This is a genomic window from Nonomuraea sp. LPB2021202275-12-8 (assembly GCF_037044575.1).
Lineage (GTDB): Bacteria > Actinomycetota > Actinomycetes > Streptosporangiales > Streptosporangiaceae > Nonomuraea.
Window position 1 is genome coordinate 479,302 of sequence record NZ_JBAHWD010000002.1, and the last position, 21,403, is coordinate 500,704.

The 21,403-nt window shown below is 72.0% G+C and carries 17 protein-coding genes; 11 read left to right on the forward strand and 6 right to left on the reverse strand.

The genetic code is table 11. From position 1 onward, the window contains the following. The first annotated feature begins 3 nt into the window (after positions 1 to 3). Complete coding sequence (locus V5E28_RS06075; protein WP_336205372.1) at positions 4 to 1,434, forward strand: PAS domain-containing sensor histidine kinase; 1,431 nt, start codon at positions 4 to 6, stop codon at positions 1,432 to 1,434. Next, complete coding sequence (locus V5E28_RS06080) at positions 1,431 to 1,811, forward strand: response regulator (RefSeq protein WP_336205373.1); 381 nt, start codon at positions 1,431 to 1,433, stop codon at positions 1,809 to 1,811. The genes V5E28_RS06075 and V5E28_RS06080 overlap by 4 nt, the downstream gene beginning before the upstream one ends. Before the next feature lie 5 nt (positions 1,812 to 1,816). Here V5E28_RS06080 and V5E28_RS06085 read toward each other — a convergent pair whose 3' ends face one another. Both V5E28_RS06085 and V5E28_RS06090 read right to left on the reverse strand, forming a co-directional pair. Continuing rightward, positions 1,817 to 3,001 (reverse strand): acetate/propionate family kinase, encoded by a 1,185-nt coding sequence (locus V5E28_RS06085; protein ID WP_336205374.1) that lies wholly within the window; start codon positions 2,999 to 3,001, stop codon positions 1,817 to 1,819. Beyond that, positions 2,977 to 5,280, reverse strand: coding sequence for a phosphoketolase family protein (locus tag V5E28_RS06090; RefSeq protein ID WP_336205375.1), 2,304 nt, complete (start codon positions 5,278 to 5,280; stop codon positions 2,977 to 2,979). Before V5E28_RS06090 ends, V5E28_RS06085 begins: the two co-directional genes overlap by 25 nt. Before the next feature lie 49 nt (positions 5,281 to 5,329). Here V5E28_RS06090 and V5E28_RS06095 point away from each other — a divergent pair, with 49 nt between their 5' ends. From V5E28_RS06095 to V5E28_RS06120, 6 genes are all read left to right on the forward strand, one after another. Continuing rightward, complete coding sequence (locus tag V5E28_RS06095; RefSeq protein ID WP_336205376.1) at positions 5,330 to 5,584, forward strand: hypothetical protein; 255 nt, start codon at positions 5,330 to 5,332, stop codon at positions 5,582 to 5,584. 9 nt (positions 5,585 to 5,593) lie between these two features. Then, positions 5,594 to 7,300 carry an IlvD/Edd family dehydratase gene (locus tag V5E28_RS06100; protein ID WP_336205377.1) on the forward strand — a complete coding sequence of 569 codons (1,707 nt, stop codon included), beginning with the start codon at positions 5,594 to 5,596 and terminating at the stop codon, positions 7,298 to 7,300. Between the two features lie 105 nt (positions 7,301 to 7,405). After that, a complete protein-coding gene (pgi, locus tag V5E28_RS06105; RefSeq protein WP_336205378.1) occupies positions 7,406 to 9,037 on the forward strand; it encodes a glucose-6-phosphate isomerase in 1,632 nt (543 codons plus the stop codon). A 1-nt stretch (position 9,038) separates the two neighbouring features. Then, on the forward strand, positions 9,039 to 10,397 hold the full coding sequence (gene zwf / locus V5E28_RS06110) for a glucose-6-phosphate dehydrogenase (RefSeq protein ID WP_336205379.1): 1,359 nt from the start codon (positions 9,039 to 9,041) through the stop codon (positions 10,395 to 10,397). Between the two features lie 27 nt (positions 10,398 to 10,424). Further along, positions 10,425 to 10,781 carry a spore germination protein GerW family protein gene (locus tag V5E28_RS06115; protein ID WP_336205380.1) on the forward strand — a complete coding sequence of 119 codons (357 nt, stop codon included), beginning with the start codon at positions 10,425 to 10,427 and terminating at the stop codon, positions 10,779 to 10,781. Between the two features lie 24 nt (positions 10,782 to 10,805). Then, a complete protein-coding gene (locus V5E28_RS06120; protein WP_336205381.1) occupies positions 10,806 to 11,441 on the forward strand; it encodes a LysE family translocator in 636 nt (211 codons plus the stop codon). Between the two features lie 19 nt (positions 11,442 to 11,460). Here the strand turns inward: V5E28_RS06120 and V5E28_RS06125 are convergent, their stop codons facing one another. From V5E28_RS06125 to V5E28_RS06135, 3 genes are all read right to left on the reverse strand, one after another. After that, complete coding sequence (locus V5E28_RS06125; protein WP_336205382.1) at positions 11,461 to 12,183, reverse strand: VIT1/CCC1 transporter family protein; 723 nt, start codon at positions 12,181 to 12,183, stop codon at positions 11,461 to 11,463. A gap of 162 nt (positions 12,184 to 12,345) precedes the next feature. Further along, a complete protein-coding gene (gene merB, locus V5E28_RS06130) occupies positions 12,346 to 13,041 on the reverse strand; it encodes an organomercurial lyase (RefSeq protein WP_336205383.1) in 696 nt (231 codons plus the stop codon). Positions 13,042 to 13,128: 87 nt separating this feature from the next. Next, positions 13,129 to 13,740: a hypothetical protein gene (locus tag V5E28_RS06135; RefSeq protein ID WP_336205384.1), complete on the reverse strand. Its 612-nt coding sequence runs from the start codon at positions 13,738 to 13,740 to the stop codon at positions 13,129 to 13,131. Between the two features lie 214 nt (positions 13,741 to 13,954). On the opposite strand from V5E28_RS06135, the gene V5E28_RS06140 reads away from it, so the two are divergent. Continuing rightward, positions 13,955 to 14,731 carry a Clp protease N-terminal domain-containing protein gene (locus V5E28_RS06140; RefSeq protein WP_336205385.1) on the forward strand — a complete coding sequence of 259 codons (777 nt, stop codon included), beginning with the start codon at positions 13,955 to 13,957 and terminating at the stop codon, positions 14,729 to 14,731. Positions 14,732 to 14,864: 133 nt separating this feature from the next. On the opposite strand, the gene V5E28_RS06145 is transcribed toward V5E28_RS06140, so the two are convergent. Further along, the gene (locus tag V5E28_RS06145; protein WP_336205386.1) at positions 14,865 to 15,479 is read right to left on the reverse strand and encodes a histidine phosphatase family protein; all 615 of its coding nucleotides are present in this window, start codon (positions 15,477 to 15,479) and stop codon (positions 14,865 to 14,867) included. 216 nt (positions 15,480 to 15,695) lie between these two features. Between V5E28_RS06145 and V5E28_RS06150 the strand changes: the two genes are divergently transcribed. Both V5E28_RS06150 and V5E28_RS06155 read left to right on the forward strand, forming a co-directional pair. After that, positions 15,696 to 17,864 (forward strand): hypothetical protein, encoded by a 2,169-nt coding sequence (locus V5E28_RS06150; RefSeq protein WP_336205387.1) that lies wholly within the window; start codon positions 15,696 to 15,698, stop codon positions 17,862 to 17,864. 90 nt (positions 17,865 to 17,954) lie between these two features. Then, positions 17,955 to 21,353 (forward strand): phosphodiester glycosidase family protein, encoded by a 3,399-nt coding sequence (locus V5E28_RS06155; RefSeq protein WP_336205388.1) that lies wholly within the window; start codon positions 17,955 to 17,957, stop codon positions 21,351 to 21,353. Positions 21,354 to 21,403: the final 50 nt, after the last annotated feature.

Genomic DNA, 21,403 nt, shown 5'->3' on the forward strand with positions numbered 1-21,403 from the left:
GGTATGCCCGAGCACGAGCCCGTCGACCTCGAGCTGCTGGTCCAGAGCGTCGTCGACTACGCCATCTTCATGCTGGATCCCGGCGGCCGCATCGCGAGCTGGAACACCGGCGCGGAGCGGATCAAGGGTTACCAGGCCGACGAGGTCATCGGCAGGCACTTCTCGGTGTTCTACCCGCCGGAGGACGTGGCGGCGGGCAAGCCGGAGTGGGAGCTCGCCACGGCGGTGGCGGACGGGCGGCTGGAGGACGAGGGCTGGCGGGTGCGCAGGGACGGCACCCGGTTCTGGGCCAACGTCGTCATCACCGCGCTTCACGACTCCGAGGGGCGGCTGCGCGGGTTCGGCAAGGTGACCCGCGACATGACCGAGCGCCGGGTGAACGAGTGGTCCATGCGCGAGAGCGAGGACCGCTTCCGCCTGCTCGTCCAGAGCGTCGTCGACTACGCCATCTTCATGCTGGATCCCGGCGGCCGCATCGCGAGCTGGAACACCGGCGCGGAGCGGATCAAGGGTTACCAGGCCGACGAGGTCATCGGCAGGCACTTCTCGGTGTTCTACCCGCCGGAGGACGTGGCGGCGGGCAAGCCGGAGTGGGAGCTCGCCACGGCGGTGGCGGACGGGCGGCTGGAGGACGAGGGCTGGCGGGTGCGCAGGGACGGCACCCGGTTCTGGGCCAACGTCGTCATCACCGCGCTTCACGACTCCGAGGGGCGGCTGCGCGGGTTCGGCAAGGTGACCCGCGACATGACCGAGCGGCGGACCGTCGAACGCGCCCTGGACGAGCGCGGACAGTTGCTGGCCCATCTGGTGCGGGCCCAGGAGATGGAGCGCCGGCGCATCGCCTGGGACGTGCACGACGACACCATCCAGTCCATGGTCGCCGTCGGCATGCGCCTGCAGTTACTGGCCACCAGGATGCCCGGCGAGCACGCCGACGCGATGCTGCGGCTCAACGAGACGGTCAACGCCTCCATCGGCCGCCTGCGCAACCTCACCTTCAGGCTCCACCCGCCGGGCGTCGACAGCGGCGGCCTGGTCGAGGGCCTGTCCAGCTATCTCGACCAGGTGGTCGCGGGCGCAGGGCTGACCTACTCCCTCACCCACGACCTCACCGCCGAGCCGCCGACCGAGACGGCGATCACCGTCTTCCGCATCTGCCAGGAAGCCCTCACCAACGTGCGCAAGCACGCCAGGGCGAGTGTGGTGACCGTCTCGCTCGTCTCGGTGGACCAAGGGGTGCACGTCCGCGTCGGCGACGACGGCGTCGGCTTCGACCAGCCGCCGGAGTCCCTGGCCAGGCACGACCACTTCGGCCTCATCGAGATGCGCCAGCGCGCCGAGGTCGCGGGGGGCTGGTGGAGCCTGCACAGCAGGCCGGGAGCCGGCGCCACGGTCGAGTTCTGGGTGCCGGCCGTGCCGCGCGAGGCGCCATGAGCGAACGGCCGGAGCGGCTCACCGTGCTCATCGGCGACGACGAGCCGCTGATCCGCGAGGTGCTGAGCGAGGTGCTGGCGGCCGAGCCGGACCTGGACGTGGTCGCGACCGCGTGCGACGCCGACGAGGCCATCCGGCTCGCGGTGCGCCACACGCCCACGGTCGCCATCCTGGACGTGCGGATGCCGGGCGGCGGGGCCTGGGCGGCCCGCGAGATCCGCCGCCTGTCGCCCACGACCCGCGTCATGGCCTTCTCCGCGTACGGCGACTCCAGGTCGGTCGACGAGATGCGGCGCGTCGGCGTCCAGGAGTATCTGCTGAAGGGCATGCCCAACACCGACATCGTGGCCGCGGTTCGGCGGGTCGCCAGGGTGTGACCGGATCAGCGGATCAGCTCCAGCGCCTGCCGTGCGATCTCCCACTCCTCGTCGGTGGGGATGACGAGCACGGCTACCGCCGCGCCGTCCGGTGAGACCGCCCGCTCGCCGTCCTGCTCCGCCCCGTTGCGCCCCGGATCGACGGTGACGCCGAGCCGGTCGAGCCCGGCGAGCGAGGAGGCGCGGGTGGCGGCGTCGTGCTCGCCCACGCCGCCGGCGAACACGATGGCGTCCACCCGGCCCAGCAGCGCGTAGTAGGCCCCCACGTACTTGCGGATCCGCCGGCAGTAGACGTCGAGGGCCAGTCGCGACTCGGCGTCACCGTCCGCGGCGCGCTGCCGTACCTCCCGCATGTCGCCTGTGCCGGCGAGCGCGAGCAGGCCGCCGTGGCGGCCGAGAGACTCCTCCACGCTCCGCGCGTCCAGGCCGGCGACCCTGGCCAGATAGCCGGGCAGGGCCGGGTCGACGTCCCCCGACCGGGTGCCCATGACCAGCCCCTCCAGAGGCGTCATCCCCATCGAGGTGTCGACGCTGCGGCCGGCCTCGATCGCGGTGGCGCTGGCGCCGTTGCCGAGGTGCAGCACGATCAGGTTCACCTCGTGCGGGTCGCGGCCGAGGAACGCGGCCGCCTGGCGGGACACGTACGCGCACGAGGTGCCGTGGAAGCCGAAGCGCCGCACGCCGTACCGTTCGCGCCACTCGCGCGGCACCGCGTAGGTGTAGGCCTCGGGCGGCAGCGAGAGCTGGAAGGCTGTGTCGAACACCGCCACCTGCGGCACGCCGGGGAAGGCCTGCTGCGCCACCCGGATGCCGGTGACGTTCACGTGGTTGTGCAGCGGGGCGAGCGGCGCCAGCTCCTCGATGGCGGCGATCACCTCCTCGTCGACCAGCACCGCCTCGCGGAAGCGGGACCCGCCGTGCACCACCCGGTGCCCGACCGCGACCGGGTCGAGCTCCGGCCCCGCCGTGCCGAACGCCTCCAGCACGGCCCGCAACCCCTGCGCGTGGTCGGCGAAGCGCCCCTTCCTCTCGTACGGCGGTCCTTCGGCGAGGTGGTGCGTCAGCAGGCCCTCGCCGTCGCCGATGCGCTCGATCACGCCCCTGGCGGGACGGGCCCGCGAGGCCGCGTCGATCAGCTCGTACTTGATGGAGGAGGAGCCGGTGTTCAGGACGAGTATGCGCTCGGCCATGTCCACGACCTGATCTCGGGTGCGTCCTCGCCGTTGAGCCGGGTGTAGGCGCGGGCCTGCAGCCGGGCGTCGGACATGCGCTGGCGCAGGTGGGCGGCCTTGCTGCCGAGGCCGGGGACGCGGTCGATCACGTCCATGACCAGGTGGAAGCGGTCGATGTCGTTGAGCATGACCATGTCGAAGGGCGTGGTGGTGGTGCCCTCCTCCTTGTAGCCGCGCACGTGCAGGTTCGGGTGGCCGTGGCGGCGGTAGGTCAGCTGGTGGATCAGGGTGGGGTAGCCGTGGAAGTTGAAGATGATCGGCTTGTCGGTGGTGAACAGGGTGTCGAACTCGGTGTCGGCCATGCCGTGCGGGTGCTCGGAGGTGGGCTGCAGGCGCATCAGGTCGACCACGTTGACGACGCGCACCTTCAGCTCGGGCAGCTCCTCGCGCAGGATCGCGGCGGCGGCCAGGATCTCCAGGGTCGGCACGTCGCCCGCGCAGGCCAGCACGACGTCGGGCTCGACGCCGGCGTCGGTGGAGGCCCAGGGCAGGATGCCCAGCCCGCGGGTGCAGTGCGCGATGGCCTCGTCCATGGTGAAAAGATCGAGGATGGGCTGCTTGCCGGCCACGATGACGTTGACGTAGTCGCGCGAGCGCAGGCAGTGGTCGGCGACGGAGAGCAGCGTGTTGGCGTCCGGCGGCAGATAGACGCGCACCACGGACGCCTTCTTGTTGACCACCACGTCGAGGAAGCCCGGATCCTGGTGGCTGAAGCCGTTGTGGTCCTGGCGCCACACGTGCGAGGACAGCAGGTAGGTGAGCGAGGCCACCGGCCGCCGCCACGAGATCTTCTGCGATGACTCCAGCCACTTGGCGTGCTGGTTGAACATCGAGTCGATGATGTGGATGAAGGCCTCGTAGCAGTTGAACAGGCCGTGCCTGCCGGTCAGCAGATAGCCCTCCAGCCAGCCCTGGCACAGGTGCTCGCTGAGCACCTCCATGACCCGGCCGCCGGGGGCCAGGTGCTCGTCGGTGGGCAGCAGCTCGGCGTTCCAGGCCCGGTCGGTGGCCTCGAAGACCGGGGTGAGCCGGTTGGAGGCGGTCTCGTCGGGGCCCATCAGCCGGAAGGTGCGCGGATTCGCGGCGATCACGTCGCGCAGCAGCGTGCCGAGCACCTTGGTGGGCTCACTGAACTGGGCGGCGGGCGACTTGACCTCCACGGCGTGGACGCGGAAGTCGGGCAGGCGCAGCGGGGACAGCAGCTCGCCGCCGTTGGCGTGCGGGTTGGCGCTCATCCTGCGCGTGCCCTGCGGCACGGTCTCCAGGATCCGCGCGACCGGCCTGCCCTGCTCGTCGAACAGCTCCTCCGGCCGGTAGGAGCGCATCCACTCCTCCAGCATGGCCAGGTGCTCGGCATTGTCGCGGACCCCCGCCAGCGGCACCTGATGGGCCCGCCAGGTGCCCTCGACCGCCAGGCCGTCGACCACGCGCGGCCCGGTCCAGCCCTTCGGCGTGCGCAGAATGATCATGGGCAGGCGTTCGGCGTCGCCCGCGCGGTAGGCGGCGATCTCGTCGAACACCTCGTCCAGCGTGCCGGACATCTCGGCGTGGTCCGGGCCGACCAGGTGCGGCCGGTAGCCGTAGCCCTCCAGGAGCTTGAACAGCTCCGTCTCGGGGATGCGGGCGAGAATGGTCGGGTTGGCGATCTTGTAGCCGTTCAGGGCCAGGATCGGCAGCACCACGCCGTCACGCTCGCGGTCGAGCAGCTTGTTGGAGTGCCAGCTCGCCGCCAGCGGGCCCGTCTCCGCCTCACCGTCGCCGATCACGCACGACACCACCAGGTCGGGGTTGTCGAAGGCGGCACCGTAGGCGTGGGCCAGGGCATAGCCGAGCTCGCCGCCCTCGTGGACGGAGCCGGGCGTCTCGGGGGCGACGTGGCTGGGGATGCCGCCGGGGAAGGAGAACTGGCGGAACAGCCGCTGCATGCCCGGTGCGTCCTGGGTGACGTCGGGGTAGCGCTCGGTGTAGGAGCCTTCCAGCCAGGAGTGCGCCACCGCCGCCGGGCCGCCGTGGCCGGGGCCGGCGATGTAGATCATGTCCTGGTCGCGCTCGCGGATGATCCGGTTGAGGTGGGCGAAGCAGAAGTTCAGGCCGGGGGTGGTGCCCCAGTGCCCGAGCAGGCGCGGCTTGATGTGCTCCGGCCGCAGGGGTTCGGTGAGCAGCGGGTTGTCCAGCAAGTAGATCTGACCCACGGACAGATAGTTGGCCGCACGCCAGTAGGCATCGATTTGTTCCATATCGTGGCACCTGCCCGCTGGAAGGCACGCGTAGACGTCACCGTGCCGCGTGGCGCGCCGCGAAGGCCGGCACGCGATCGCCGACGAACTCGGGCGGCAGACAACGGGCAGCCTGTGGCACGACCTCGCTCTCGAACGCCGGCAGTTCGCGCGCACCGGGGCGCTCGTCGGCATCGCCTTCTTCTTCCGGGCCCTGCGCGAGCCCGAGCCGGCCGCCGACGTCCACGAGGGGGTCGGCCGGGCCACCGAGGCCACCGAGGCCACCGCCATCGTGGACTACCAGCTGGCCCGCCTGGCTGGTTAGGGTGCCGATATGGGCCTCCGCAGTTCGCAGTGGTATTCCGGCGACGACAGAAACTCCTACATGCACCGTGCCTGGATGCGGCGGGGCCTGCCACGTGAGGCGTTCGAGGGGGAGCGGCCGCACATCGCGATCGCCAACACCGCCTCGGACCTCACCCCCTGCAACTCCCATCTGAACGAGGTGGGCAAGAGCGTCGAGCAGGGCATCTGGGCGGCCGGCGGCATCCCGCTCAACCTGCCGGTCATGTCCCTGGGCGAGACGAACGTCAGACCGACCGCCATGCTCTGGCGCAACCTCGCCGCCATGTCCATCGAGGAGATGCTGCGCGCCAACCCGATCGACGGCGTGGTGCTGCTCGGCGGCTGCGACAAGACGATCCCGTCGCTGCTGATGGCCGCCGCCTCCGTGGACCTGCCCGCGGTGGTGATGCCCGGCGGCCCGATGCTGACCGGCCACTTCCGCGGCGTCCCGCTCGGCTGCGGCACCGACGTGTGGCGTCTCAGCGAGGAGGTGCGCGCGGGCACGCTGTCCCGGGAGGCGTTCCTCGACTCCGAGTCCACGATGATCCGCAGCCGCGGCCACTGCAACACGATGGGCACCGCCTCCACCATGGCCTGCATGGCCGAGGCCCTCGGCATGACCCTCCCCGGCACGTCCGGCACCCCGGCCCCCGACAGCAGGCTGCTCGAACGCTCCCACGAGACCGGTCGCCTCGCCGTCGACCTGGTGCGGGAGGGGCGCCGCCCCAGCCAGGTGATGACCCGCGGCTCCTTCCTCAACGCGATCGTCACGCTCGCCGCGATCGGCGGCTCCACCAACGCCGTCATCCACCTGCTGGCCATCGCCGGCCGCCTGGGCGTCGAGCTCGACCTGGACGACTTCGACCGCACCGGGTCCGGGGTGCCGCTGCTGGTGGACCTCCAACCGGCCGGGCGGCACCTGATGGACGACCTGTTCAGGGCGGGCGGGCTGCTGGCCGTGCTCAACGAGGTCGCCGACCTGCTCGACCCGGCGGCGCCGACCGTCACCGGCCGCCCGCTCGTCGACCATCTGGCCGGCGCGGACATCTGGGACGAGAGCGTCATCAGGCGGCGCGCCGACCCGCTGCTGTCCGACGCGGGCATCGCGGTGCTGCGGGGCAACCTCGCGCCCGACGGTGCGGTGATCAAGCCCGCCGCCGCCTCGCCCGAGCTGCTGCGCCACCGCGGCAGGGCCGTCGTCTTCGACAGCGTCGAGGACGTCTACGCCCGGCTCGACTCCCCGGACCTGGACGTCGACGAGACGTCGGTCCTCGTCCTGCGCGGCTGCGGGCCCAAGGGCTACCCGGGCATGCCGGAGGTCGGCAACCTGCCGCTGCCCGCCAAGCTGCTGGCCCGGGGCGTGCGCGACATGGTGCGCATCAGCGACGCGCGGATGAGCGGCACCGCCTACGGCACCGTCGTGCTGCACACCTCACCCGAGGCCGCGGCCGACGGGCCGCTCGCCCGGGTGCGCACCGGCGACCCGATCGTGCTCGACGTTGCGGCCAGGCGGCTCGACGTCGACCTGCCCGATGCCGAGCTGGCCGCAAGGAAGCCCGCCGTCGACGGCCACGCCATGCCCGCCCGCGGCTGGGAGCGCCTCTACATCGACCATGTCACGCAGGCTCACCGGGGCGCCGACCTCGACTTCCTCACCGGCTCCAGCGGAGACGCCGTCGGCCGCGAGTCTCACTGACCGCCTGGGGTCGGCAAAGAGTCCGCTCCGCCATGCGCGGAATCAAGCCTGCCGGGTACGGGGTTACGGGACGATGTGATCGATTTGACGGCGCGAGGAGGAAACGTGAGCAGCGACATCACCCAGAGCCAGGAGTGGGCGGCACTGGAGAAGCACCAGGGGGAGCTGGCGGGCAGGCAGCTTCGGGAGCTGTTCGCCGAGGACCCCGAGCGGGCCGCCCGGATGACGGTGACCGCCGGTGACCTCTACCTCGACTACTCCAAGCACCGCGCCACCGGCGAGACCATCGCCCTGCTCGTGGCGCTCGCCGAGCGCGCCGGGCTGCGCGACCGCGTCGAGGCCATGTTCGGCGGGCAGCACATCAACGTCAGCGAGGACCGGGCGGTGCTGCACACCGCGCTGCGCGCCCCCGCCGGCACCGACCTCGTCGTCGACGGCCAGGACGTGACCCGCGACGTGCACGCCGTGCTCGACAAGATGAGCGCCTTCGCCGACCGCGTGCGCGCCAAGGAGTGGAAGGGCGCCACCGGGCAGCCGATCGCCACCGTCGTCAACATCGGCATCGGCGGCAGCGACCTCGGCCCCGCGATGGCCTACGAGGCGCTGCGCGACTACGCCGACGCCGGCATCGAGGCCAGGTTCGTCTCCAACATCGACCCCGCCGACATCACCGGCAACCTCGCCGACCTCGACCCGGCGACCACGCTCATCGTGGTCAGCTCCAAGACGTTCACCACTCTGGAGACCCTCACCAACGCCAAGGTCGCCCGCCAGTGGCTGGCCGGCGAGCTCGGCGAGGACGCGGTCGCCAAGCACTTCGTCGCGGTCTCCACCAACGCCGCCAAGGTCGCCGAGTTCGGCATCGACACCGACAACATGTTCGGCTTCTGGGACTGGGTCGGCGGCCGCTACTCCTACGACGGCGCGATCGGCCTGTCCCTGATGATCGCCATCGGGCCGGAGCGGTTCCGGGAGATGCTGGCCGGCTTCCACACCATGGACCAGCACTTCCGCACCGCCCCCTTCGAGGCGAACATGCCGGTGCTGCTCGGCCTGCTCGGGGTCTGGTACACCGACTTCTTCGACGCCCAGACCCGCGCCGTCCTGCCCTACAGCCAGCGGCTGCACCGCTTCCCCGCCTATCTCCAGCAGCTCACCATGGAGTCCAACGGCAAGTCCGTGCGCGCCGACGGCACCCCCGTGACCGCCGACACCGGCGAGATCTTCTGGGGCGAGCCGGGCACCAACGGGCAGCACGCCTTCTACCAGCTCCTGCATCAGGGCACCCGGCTCGTGCCCGCCGACTTCATCGGCTTCGCCGAGCCGTTCGAAGACCGCGAGGGCATGCACGACCTGCTCATGGCCAACATGCTCGCGCAGACCTCGGCGCTGGCGTTCGGCAAGACGGCCGAGGAGATCGCCGCCGAGGGCACGCCCGCCGAGCTCGTGCCGCACAAGGTGATGCCCGGCAACCGGCCCACCACCACCATCCTCGGCTCCAAGCTGACCCCCGCCACGCTCGGCCAGCTCGTCGCGCTCTACGAGCACATCGTGTTCGTCGAGGGGACGATCTGGGGCGTCGACTCCTTCGACCAGTGGGGCGTCGAGCTCGGCAAGAAGATGGCGATGGACCTGGCCCCCGCGCTCACCGCCGAGGAGCCGCCGGCGTCCTTCCCCGACCCGTCCACCGAGCGCCTCGTCCGTCGCTACCGCCGGCTGAGGGGCAGGCGAGCCTGAGATGGGACCAGCGGGGGCATTGGTCCTGTTCGGCGTCACGGGGGATCTCGCGCGCAAGATGCTGCTGCCGGCGCTCTATCGCCTCTTCGCGCGGGACGGGTTCGACCTGCCGGTCATCGGCGTCGCCAGGACCGGTCTGGACCTCGACGGCCTGCGCGAGCACGCCCGCGAGGCCTGCGGCGGCGTGCGCGACGCCGCTTTCGACAAGCTGGCGGGCCGCCTGCGGCTGGTGGCGGGCGACTATCAGGATCCCGCCACCTTCGCCCGCCTCCACGACGAGGTGCGGGACCTGGGCGCCCTGGTCCACTACCTGGCCGTGCCGCCGTCGCTGTTCGCCCCGGTCGCCGGCGGGCTGGCGGGCGTCGGCCTCAACCGGGACGCCACGCTCGTCGTGGAGAAGCCGTTCGGCCACGACCTGGAGTCGGCCCGCCGGCTCAACGAGGAGCTGCTGCACCACTTCGACGAGGACCACCTGCGCCGGGTCGACCACTTCCTGGCCAAGGAGCCGGTCGAGGACCTGATGGTGTTCAGGTTCGCCAACATGCTGCTGGAGCCCATCTGGAACCGCAACTACGTCCGCAGCGTGCAGATCACCATGGCCGAGGACTTCGACGTCTCCGACCGGGGCGCCTTCTACGACGCCAACGGCACCATCCGCGACGTGGTGCAGAACCACCTGCTCCAGCTCCTGGCCATCCTGGCGATGGACCCTCCGCCGTCCGACGACGCCCGCGCCCAGCTCGACGAGAAGTGGCGGGTGCTGCGCTCGGTCAAGGCGGTCCAGCCGGGCGACGTGGTGCGCGGCCAGTACGACGGCTACCTCGGCACCGACGGCGTCAGGCCCGACTCGACCACCGAGACGTTCGTCGCGCTGCGGGCCGTCATCGACAACTGGCGGTGGGCGGGCGTGCCCTTCTGCATCCGCTCGGGCAAGGCGCTGCCCGTCACCGACCTGGAGGTCGTCGCCGAGTTGCGCACCCCGCCCGTGTCGCTCTTCGGCGGCCGGCCGAAGCCCAACCTGATCAGGTTCAGGCTCCAGCCGGACGCCGGAGTGTCGTTCGACCTGCTGGCCAAGGAGCCCGGCCGGCAGCGCACCGTGCAGGTGCCGGTCAGCGTCGACTTCACCAAGGAGCTCGGCCCGATGGACGCCGCCTACGAGCGCATCCTGACCGACGCCATCAACGGCGACCCCCGCCGCTTCGCCCGCTTCGACCTGGTGGAGGAGTCGTGGCGGATCGTCCAGCCCATCCTCGACCTGCGTGACCGGCCCCTGCCCTATCCGAAGGGCAGCTGGGGCCCGGAGCCCGCGGCGCGGATCGCCCCCGGCGGCTGGCATGAGATCTCCACAAAGTTCGACTGAGCGGCCTCCTCGGGGTTCCATGGGGAGATGGACATCTTGAAACTGGCTGAGCAGTCCAAGGACGCCGCGACGGTCAAGCGCGTCTTCGGCGACCCGATCCAGCACGGCGACGTCCTGGTGATCCCCGTCGCCAGGGTGGGCCACGGTGGCGGAGGCGGCACCGGGGAAGGGAAGAAGGGGGAGCACGAGGCCGACGGCAGCGGCAGCGGCGGTGGCTACGGCGTCGCCGCGACGCCCGCCGGGGTGTTCGTCGTCAAGGACGGCGACGTCCGGTGGCATCCCGCCGTCGACGTCAACCGCATCGTGCTCGGCGGCCAGGTCGTCGGCATCGTCCTGCTGCTGACCCTGCGGACCATCCTCAAGCGCAGGCGCCGCAAGCGTTGACTTCTGCACCGCTAAAGTGGGGCCATGGCCTCTATGACGCAGATCGTGGCTTTTGGCGGCGTTGTGATGCTCGGGGCCATGTCTCCCGGCCCCGACTTCGCGGTGGTCGTACGGCGCTCCGCCGCCTCCGGGCGCGCGCACGGCATGGCGGCCGCGGCGGGGATCTCGATCGGTGTGTTCGTCTGGGTCGTCGCGGCGGCGACCGGCGTCGCCGCCCTGCTGGCGGCCTCGGCCATGGCCTTCACCGTGGTCAAGGTCGTCGGCGCCGCCTATCTGCTCTATCTGGGAGTCAAGGCGCTGCGCTCGGCCCTGCGCGGCGACGGCGGCCTCCGCCTGGACGTGGCGGACCCGTCCGGGAAGAGCGCGTGGGCGGCGTTCGCCGAAGGACTGCTCACCAACGTGCTCAATCCCAAGGCGGCGCTGTTCTTCGTGGCGCTGGTGCCGCAGTTCGTCTCGGCGGGCGCCTTCCTCGCCGACACGCTCATGCTGTCGCTGATCGCGCTGGCGGGGACCGTCCTGTGGTTCCTGGTCGTGGCCAACGTGGTGAGCGCGCTGCGAAAGGTGTTCGCCAGGCCGGCCGTGCGCCGCGCCGTCGACGGCCTCACCGGCGCCACCCTGGTGGCCCTCGGCGTTAACCTCGCCGCGTCCGGCCGGCCCTGATCTTCCACGTACGGCCGGCTCAGGACACCGTCACGCCCAGCAGGTGTCCGAGGCCGAACGTCACCGTGGCGGCGCCCACTCCGAGCCCGAGCTGCCGCAGGCCGCCCAGCCACCACGGCCGGGCGGTCATCCCGGCCACCACCGCCCCGAAGACGAACAGTCCCAGCACGCTCAGCACCAGGGCCGCGACCAGGCCCGACGCTCCGAACAGGAACGGCACGAGGGGCACCAGCGCACCGGCCGCGAACGCGCAGAACGACGCCGCCGCCGCCTTCAGCGGGGACGGCAGGTCGTCCGGGTCCACGCCGAGCTCCTCGCGCACGTGCACGCGCAGAGCCTGCTCGGGGTCGGCCGACAGCTCGGCCGCCACCCTCTCCGCCAGGTCGGCGTCGAGCCCCCGGGCGCGGTAGAGGGCGGCGAGCTCGGCCTGCTCGCCTTCGGGGTCGCGGGCGAGCTCGCCGCGTTCGACGGCGATCTCGGCGCGCATCAGCTCGGTCTGCGACTTCACCGACGTGTACTCGCCCGCCGCCATCGAGCAGGCCCCCGCCACCAGACCCGCGCATCCGGCCAGCACGGCCCCGCGCCCCGCCCCCGCGGCGCCCACCACTCCGGCGATCAACGCGAAGTTGGAGACGAGCCCGTCCATCGCCCCGAAGACGGCCGGCCGCAGCCAGCCGCCGGTCACGTCCCTATGGCTGTGGTGCTTCTCCGGCGCGTGCGTCCGGTCGAGCTCGATGGTCATGAAAACCCCTCCCCACAACAGCTATTCGTCCGACATTTAGGCATATTTGCCCATGATCCGCAACGAAGGAGAGGCTAGCCTGACCAGCGCATCCACCCTCTGGCCGGGCCAGATCCCGAACCTGTTGGCGAATAGCGAGGGAGTACGCCGCCAGGGCGGACGCTAACCTGCGGCGGGCTCCGAGGGCAGCCCCCAGAAGGGACCGCGCAGTCCGGCGGCGGTGAGGTGGGCGGCGGCCGAGGAGGGGTCGCGGCGGACGTAACCGCGCTCCAGGCGGCCGTCGTACCAGCCGCGGGCGAGCCTCCACAGCGTGGGCAGGTCCATCACGTAGCCGCGCTCGCGCCCGGTGCGCTTCAGCCAGGCGTCCACGCAGCCGGTGGAGCAGAACAGGCGCTGGTGGGCGCAGGTGTGCACGACGTCGTCCCACATGTGCCGGACGGGGATCAGGAAGTGGGCGACCTGATCGCCCGGGGGAGGGGTGTCGCGGCGGGCGACCCAGGCGTGCGGGGCGTCGCAGGCCGGACAGCGGGTGGCCACCAGCACGTCGGGCTCGCCCGAGAGCAGGTGCGGGATCGCGAAGGAGTCCCACGCGCAGCCGCCCCACCACAGGGTGCGCGCGCCCATGACGGAGAAACCGAGCGGCACCGAGGAGAAGGGGTGCGCCATGACGACGTCGCCGGTGCCGGTGTCGATCACCAGGGCGCGGGTCCGGTGCAGGTGCTCCAGCGCCTGCCGCACCTCGCGGTTGTCGAACCCGGTGCGGGCCGCGAGCTCGGCAGCTCCGGGAGGGCGGCCGATCCGGGCGAACCCCGTGTAGACCGCCAGGCGAACCTCTTCGGCCCGCTCTGTCTCGGACATGTCGGCTTCCTCTCGCGGTACCGCGTACGGACCTACCGGATAGATCATGCTATTGGAGATCTCGTACGTGTTCGCACTCGCGAGAGGTCAGGCTCCTGGCTCGGCGAACGCCGGGACGTCCAGAACCGGGTAGGTCGTCGCCCGGGTGTCCGTGCCGCGGATCAGCTCCCTGGAGTCCGCGATCGCGCCCGTCAGCAGCTCGCGCAGCAGCGTGTCCGGGTCGGGAATGCAGGCCTGGACGATGCCGACCACCGACAGTTGCACCGCGTTGGGCGCGGCGTAGCGCCGGAAGCCCTTCTCGGTGATGCGGGCCGCACGGCTGAACTTCCGTGCCTGGGCCGCCGCCTGCGGGACCTGCGCCATCGCCTCCTGGCTCGGCTCGCTCAGCCGGCCGGACGGCAGGCCGTCCAGCCTGGCCAGCATCTCCTCCGCCGCGAGCACCGAGACGGCCAGCGGCAGCTGGCGCTCGGCCGCCGACACCGGCAGCGCCGTGTTGGCGCATCGCAGCGCGATCCGGGCGTCGATCCGCAGGTCGTCGCCGGACAGGCCGATGATGGAGGGGACGAGCCCGACGAGCCGGCCCCGGTTGTCGTCGCTGGTGTTGTCGTTGACGAGGCGGGCGAGCGCGGCCAGCAGCGGGTGCGTGCAGGCCGGGTGGTCGCTCCAGCGCTCTCCGGCTAGGTAGGACGCCAGCTCCATGAAGCACGCACCGCGCTTCGGATTGCGATGCCTGCCACGTGACAGAACCGGCATGTGATCGAAGTGGTTGTCCACGGGTGCTCCACTGGTTCGCGGGATCGCCGTCCTCTCAGTTTGCGCTGTCGTTCGCACCAATACCAGTGACTTTTCTACCGTTTGAACGTACCCCTACTGGGGTTATAGTGGGGTTACTTTTCGACGCGGAGGAGCAGCGATGCCGAAGATCAATGTGTACCTGCCGGACGAGCTGGCAGAGGCGGTCAAGGAGGCGGGGGTGCCGGTGTCGGCGGTCTGCCAGCGTGCGCTGGAGCAGGCGGTGCGCCGGGTGACCGCCATCCGGGAGACGGTGCTGACCGACGTCGACCTCGAGCAGCCCACCGGAGCGCTGACCCACCTGACGGCCAGGACGCGCACCGTGCTCAAGCTCGCCGCGGAGCGCGCCGGCGCGGACGGTGCCGCCGCCGTCGGCACCGCGCACCTGCTCGCCGGCATGCTCGACGAGGGCGGCAACCTGGCGCTGCACGTGCTGCGCGCCATGGACGTCGACCCCGAGCAGGTGCGGCGCGACCTCGCCCGGCAGGCGCCCGCGCGGCAGCCCGAGGCCGGGGAGGCGCGGCGGTTCAACGCGACGGCGGCCAACGCGCTGGAGTTCGCGGTCACCGAGGCGACCTCGCTCGGGCACAACTACATCGGCTGCGAGCATCTCCTGCTGGGGCTGGTCGCCGAGCCCGAAGGGACGGCGGGTCAGGTCCTGCGCGGGGTGGGCGCCGACGCCCGGCTGACGAGACGCGCCGTGGTCGCGGCCCTGGCGGGGTACGTCCACCTGCGCGCGCAGGCCCAGCCGCCGGCGGGCGCGGTTGCGGGCGCGGCTGCGGGCTCTGCCGCGGGCACCGCCCAGGTGCTGGCCGCGGCGGTGCGCGAGCAGCTCCAGCCCCTGCTCCAGCGCATCGCCCGCCTGGAGGAGCGCGCCGGCCTCGACCCCGACGCCTGACAGATGAGGACCTCCGGGCGGGACTTCGCGCGCCGGGCGCGCATGGCGGCGATCCGCTTCACCGTCGTCGCCGTGATCGTGGCGGGCATCGTGATAGGAGCCCTCTGGTGAGGCGGGTGACGGGCGCGGTGTGTCAGACGCGCAGCTCGGGCGGGAACCCGGTCCAGCGCAACTCGGCGGGCAGGTGGGCCATGTCGTTGTGCGCGAGCACGGCAGGCAGGCGCCCTTGCGCGTAGCGGATGACGGTCAGCGCCGCGTTGGCGTGGTTGATCCCGAGCCACCGCCACGGGGGAGCGCCGTAGGCGTCCCTGATCAGCCAGCCGACCAGGAAGTTGTGCGTGACGACGAGCTCGTGGCGCTCCTCGTCGCCGGCCGCCGGTCCGGTGAACCGTTCGAGCGCCTCCTGCGCCAGCGCGTGGCCCTGCTCGCGCTCCTCCTGGCCGAAGTGGCTGAGGAAAGCCGTCAGGTGGCCGGCCGCCTCGGGTGGCAGCTCCCCGGGTTCGGGCACGTACGGGACGTAGTCTCCGGCGAGGTCCGACACCTGCGCGTCCGGCCCGTCCAACTGGGCGGCGATCAACCGGGCGGTCTGCGCGGCCCGCGGCAGCGGGCCGTGGTGGATCGCCGAGAGCGGGACCTCCCGTAGCCGCCTGCCGAGCAGTTCCGCCTGCCGGCGGCCCGCGGCGCTCAGCCCGCTCTCGTCCGGCAGTGCCTCACCGTGCCGGACCAGGTACAGGTATCGAGGGGCCACGCAGGTTACCTCCAGCTACTTCACCGGTCACTCCACAGGGACTCCGGAACCCTAACCCATCCGATCCGGCGGCCTGGTCAGGCGTTCGGGGATCGTGAAGGAGGGGTAATCACGGGTGACCCGTGCTAGGTTGCCCACGTTTCCTGACATGAGCGCCGCGGACGGCCGGGGGGTCATCTCCGCCTCGCGGGCTCCTTCTCCGGATGGGGGCCAACGGTGAGGTGGGCGCTGTTCCTGCTGGTCGCGTCGACGCTGTGGTGGCTGGTGCCGGCCGGGAGCGCGGCGGCCGTCGGCCCGGCCGCGAGCGCGTCGGAGGTCTCCGGAGCCGCCGGCAGGGTGGCGTTCGTCGGCGTGCCGGGGCTGCTCTGGGACGACGTCGACGAGCGGCTCACGCCCAACCTGTGGCGGCTGGCCGGGCAGAGCGACCGAGGCTCGGTCTCGGTCAAGACCCTCGGCACCGTAGCCTGCCCGTTCGACGGCTGGATGACCGTCTCGGCGGGCATGCGCTCCGCCTACGGTCAGCAGTGCGGCCTGCCGCCCGTCCCCGAGAGGCAGGGCGAGGGAGCGCGGGTGCCCGGTTTCGCCGAGTTGCTCGCCAAGCGTGACGGCGGGTACGTGGGCACGCTCGGCTCCGCCGTGCACGCCGCGGGCCAGTGCACCACGGCGGTGGGCAGGGGCGCGGCGCTCGCCCTGGCCGACCGTGACGGCAAGGTCGACGTGTACGCGGAGGAGCCCGCAGCCCTGGCCGACTGGACGCGCTGCCAGGTGCTGGCCGTGGACGTCGACGAGCTGATCACGCCGTACCTCGCCGACGGCAGACTGCCCAAGGAGCCGGAGGCGCTGGCTCCCGCCGCGCGCCGCGAGGCGGTGCGCGCCGCCGACGCCGAGGTGGGCGCGGTGCTCGCCAAGCTGCCCGCCGGCACCCAGGTGGTGCTGGCCGGGATCGGCGACCACGGGTCGTCGCCGCACCTGCGGGTGGCGATGTGGAAGAGGGCCGAGGCCACGGGCGCCTATCTCGGCACCAGCTCGACCCGGCGCGACGACATCGTGATCCTCACCGACATCACACCCACCGTGCTGAGCGCCGCGGGCATCGAGATCCCGCCGACGGTCATCGGCGTGCCGTGGCGGGCCGGCGAGTCCGCGTCCCTGGCGGAGTCGGTGGCCGAGCTGCGCCGCTCGGACCTGATGGGCACGAGCGTGCGCAGCACGACCGGCCTGTTCTTCACCGGGTTCGCGATCCTGCAGGTGGCCTTCTACTCGATCGCCTACTACGTGCTGTCGCGGCGCAGGAAGGCCACCGCGGTCGGGGTGGCCGCGCTCGGCATCGCCGCCATCCCCGTCTCCACCTACCTGGTCAACCTGCTGCCGTGGGTGCGCGGCGACTACCCGGTGGCGCTGCTGGTCGGCGGGGTGCTCGCCATCGCCGCGGCCATCATGGGCCTGGCCATGGCCGGTCCGTGGCGGCGCACCGCGCTCGGGCCGCCGGCGGTGGTGGCGGCGATCACCGGCGCGGTGCTCGTGGCCGACCTGCTGAGCGGGACGACGATGCAGTTCAACAGCCTCATGGGCTACACCGCCGTGGTGGGCGGCCGCTACTACGGGCTGGCCAACATCCCCTTCGCGCTGCTCGCCACCGCGGTGCTGATGACGACGGCCGTCGCCGCCGACCATCTGGTCCGGGCCGGGCGCAGGCGGGTCGCGGTCGGGCTGGTGACGGGGCTCGGCGTGGTGGCGATGCTGCTGGCGGGCTGGCCGGGGATCGGCAGCGACTTCGGCGGCGTGATCGCGTTCGTGCCGGGTATCGCGGTCACCGCGCTGCTCGTGGCGGGCCAGCGGGTGTCGGTGGCGAAGTTCATCGGCTTCTGCGCGCTCGGCGGGGTGGCCGTGTCGGTGATCGCGGTGCTGGACTTCCTGCGGCCTCCCGCGTCTCAGACGCACCTGGGCAGGTTCGTCGGCCAGGTGATCGACGGGACGTTCCTGCCGATGATCGCCCGCAAGCTGGGCGCGATGCTCAACACCATGCTCTCGCCGAACCTCATGCCGATCGTGATCGCCGGCCTGGCGTTCCTGATCTTCGCGATCATGCGGCCGGGCAAGATCAGCGCGGGGGTGGTGCCGCTGGCGTTCGCCCGGGCCCCGATGCTGCGGGCCGGGCTGATCGGCGCGCTGGTCAGCGGTGTCGTGGGCATGCTGGTCAACGACTCGGGCACCGCCGTGCTGTCCATGGTGGTCGCGCTGGCCGTGCCGCTGGTCCTCTACGCCGGGATCAACTCGGCTCCGGACGAGGCGCGGCCGACGGCCGCCGAACCGGCGGACGACCCGGAGGAGGACGTGGCGGACGAGAGCGGCGGCCATGCCGGCGTCGTCGCCGAAAAGGTGTAGGGGCGGGACGGCGGGCGTTCAGGGCTGAAATTTTCTTTTAGTTCATCCGCAAGCCTTGAAACTTATATCCATGGGCGATTGAGTTCGGTCGTGCAGACCCTCCGTTTACTGGCCGCCGCGGCGCTCGTGTTAGGCCCCATGGCCCTGACCGCAGCCCCCGCGCAGGCCGATCCCGCACCCCCCGCAGAGGACGCGCCGAAGGCGTCGTCCTACCCGCCCCCCTCGACGCTGCTCGCCGCCGCCGCGCCGGGCGACGGCCTGGACACGGCGAAGAAGACCAGGCCGGTCGCCCCCGGCATCTCCCTGACCTCCTTCGATCGCTACGACTCGCTCGGCTGGCTCAGGGCCGACGCCCTCACCGCCGACCTCGGCGGCGGTACGAAGGCCGACTACGTGTTCTCCGGCGAGGTGTCCAAGACCGAGCCCCTGTCCGGGCCCGCCACCCGCTCGCGCGCCGTCGCGGCCGTCAACGGCGACTTCTTCGACATCAACAACTCCGGTGCCGCCCAGGGCATCGGCGTGCAGAACGGCACGCTCGTCCAGTCGCCCGTCGCCGGCCACGAGAACGCCGTCGCGATCACCGGTGACGGTGTCGGCAGGGTGCTGAAGATGTACTTCGAGGGCACCGCCACGCCGGGCGGCGGCTCGCCGGTCAAGCTGACCCAGTTCAACCAGATCGTGCAGAACGACGGCGTCGGGCTGTTCACGCCGCTGTGGGGCTCCTACACCAGGGCCCGCGCCGTCGAGGGCGCCACCTCCGTCACCGAGGTCGAGCTCGTCGACGGGGTCGTCGCCGCCGTGCGACAGGCGGCCGGCAGCGGCCCGATCCCGGCCGGCACCACGATCCTGCTCGGCCGCGACGCCGGGGCCGCCGCCCTGGCGGCGCTGAAGCCCGGGGACGCGGTCGAGGTGGCCTACCGGCCCAAGAGCTCCGACGGCAGCGACGTCAAGGCCGCCGTCGGCGGCAACTACGTGCTGGTCAAGGACGGCCAGGCGCAGCACTCCACCGACCAGGCCGCCCACCCGCGCACCGCGGTCGGCTTCTCCGCCGACGGCACGAAGATGTACCTGCTCACCGTGGACGGCCGCCAGGTCGACAGCCGGGGCGTCACGCTCGACGAGCTCGCCGCCATGATGGTCGAGCTGGGCGCCGCCAACGCTCTCAACCTCGACGGCGGCGGCTCGTCCACCATGCTCGCCCGCGAGCCCGGCCAGGCCGGCGCCCAGGTGGAGAACACCCCGTCCGACGGTGGCCTCCGGCACGTGCCGAACGGCCTGGCCCTCTACGCGCCCGAAGGCAGCGGCAAGCTCAAGGGTTTCTGGCTGGAGACCGCGAGCGACCCGGCCAAGGCGCCGGGCGTCTCCCCGGCCGGTGGCGGCCGCCCCGACCGCGTCTTCCCCGGCCTCACCCGCCGGCTGACCGCGGCCGGCTACGACGAGACGTACGGCCCGGCCGCCGGGACGCCCAGCTGGCGCTCGACCCCGGCCGTGCACGGCGTCGTCCGGGACGGCAGGTTCCATGCCCTGGTGCCCGGCCAGGCGGAGGTCACCGCCTCCAAGGGCCAGGCCAAGGGCTCCCTGGAGCTGACCGTGCTGCAGCCCCTGCAGCGGCTCGGCGCCACCACCGACCGCGTCGGCCTGCCCGGCGCCGACGGGACGGCCGCGTTCGGCGTGGTCGGCTACGACCGCAACGGCAACTCCGCCCCCATCGAACCGGGCGACCTCACCCTCGACTACGACCGCGAGCTGTTCGAGGTGACCCCGGCCGAGCAGGGCTTCTTCACCGTCAAGGCCAAGAAGGCCACCGGATCGGGACTCATCACCGCCAAGGTCGGCAAGCTGAGCACGGCCGTGCCCGTCACGGTCGGCTTCGAGGACAGGGCGGTCGCCGGCTTCGACGACGCCGCCTCGTGGACCTTCGCCGCCGCGCGCGCCACCGGCTCGCTGTCGGCCGCGCCGGGGCAGGACGGCGGCGGGCTCAAGCTCGCCTACGACTTCACCCAGTCCACCGCCACCCGCGCCGCCTACGCCAGCCCGCCGCAGCAGATCGTGGTGGAGGGGCAGCCGCAGGCCTTCGGGCTGTGGATCCACTCGACCGGCAAGGGGGAGTGGCCCAGCCTCGAGTTCTACGACGCGCTCGGGCAGTCGCAGATCCTGCGCGGGCCGTACATGACGTGGACCGGCTGGAAGTACGTCGAGTTCGCGGTGCCGCCCGGTGTGAGCTACCCGCTCAAGCTGCGGCGCTTCTATGTCGCGGAGACCAAGGCCGACGCGAAGTACACCAACGAGATCGTGATCGACGGGCTGGTCGCCAAGGTGCCGCCGTCGGTCGAGACGCCGCAGCCGGCCAAGGTGGCCGACCCGGTGGTCAGGCCGCAGGTGGCGGACATGCCGTGGCGGTTCGCGGTCATGTCCGACGCCCAGTTCGTGGCCAGGGACCCCGACAGCGACATCGTCCGCAACGCCCGCCGCACCCTGCGGGAGATCAAGGCCGCCAAGCCCGACTTCCTGCTGATCAACGGTGACCTGGTGGACGAGGCGTCCCCGGAGGACTTCGCGCTGGCGAAGAGGATCCTCGATGAGGAACTCGGCGGTGAGCTGAAATATCACTACATCCCGGGTAACCATGAGGTGATGGGCGGCAAGATCGACAACTTCAAGGCCGCCTTCGGCGAGACGTACAAGAGCTTCGACCACAAGGGCACCCGCTTCATCACCCTCGACACCTCCCGGCTCAACCTGCGGGGCGGTGGCTTCGAGCAGATCGCCCTGCTGCGCTCCGAGCTCGACAAGGCGGCCGAGGACGACGCGGTCGGTTCGGTGGCGGTGCTGTTCCACGTGCCGCCGCGCGACCCGACGCCCGGCAAGGGCAGCCAGCTCGGCGACCGCAAGGAGGCGGCGCTGGTCGAAGGCTGGCTGGCCGACTTCCAGCGGGAGACCGGCAAGGGCGCCGCCTACATCGGCGCGCACGTCGGCACGTTCAACGCCGCCCGCGTGGACGCGGTGCCGTACTTCATCAACGGCAACTCCGGTAAGAACCCGGCCACCCCGCCCGACGACGGCGGCTTCACCGGCTGGTCGCTGTGGGGCGTGGACCCCGTGACGGCCAAGGAGGCCGAGCACGTCAGGCGCAACTGGTTCGCCGACGCGCCCTCGTGGATCGGCGCCCAGGTCCGCCCGCACGTGGACGACCTCACGCTGACGGTCCCCGCCACGGTCGCGGTCGGCGCCCCGGCGAAGGTGACGGCCACCGTCCGGCAGGGCGCCCGCGTGGTCCCGGCGGTCCACCCGGTGTCGGCGCGCTGGTCGGGCTCGCCCAACCTGCACGTCGGGCCGCGCGCCACGGCCAAGCCCTGGCACGTGGCCGTGCTCGATCCCGGCAGCGGCACGCTGACCGCCCTGCGTGCGGGGAACGTCACCGTGGCCGTCACGGTGAGCGGCGAGACCCGGCAGGCCGGCGTGGCGATCGCGGCCAGGGCGGCCGCCTGAGGCGAGGGGGCGGGCGCGGATCTCGTGCCCGTCCCCACGTTCATCGGCCC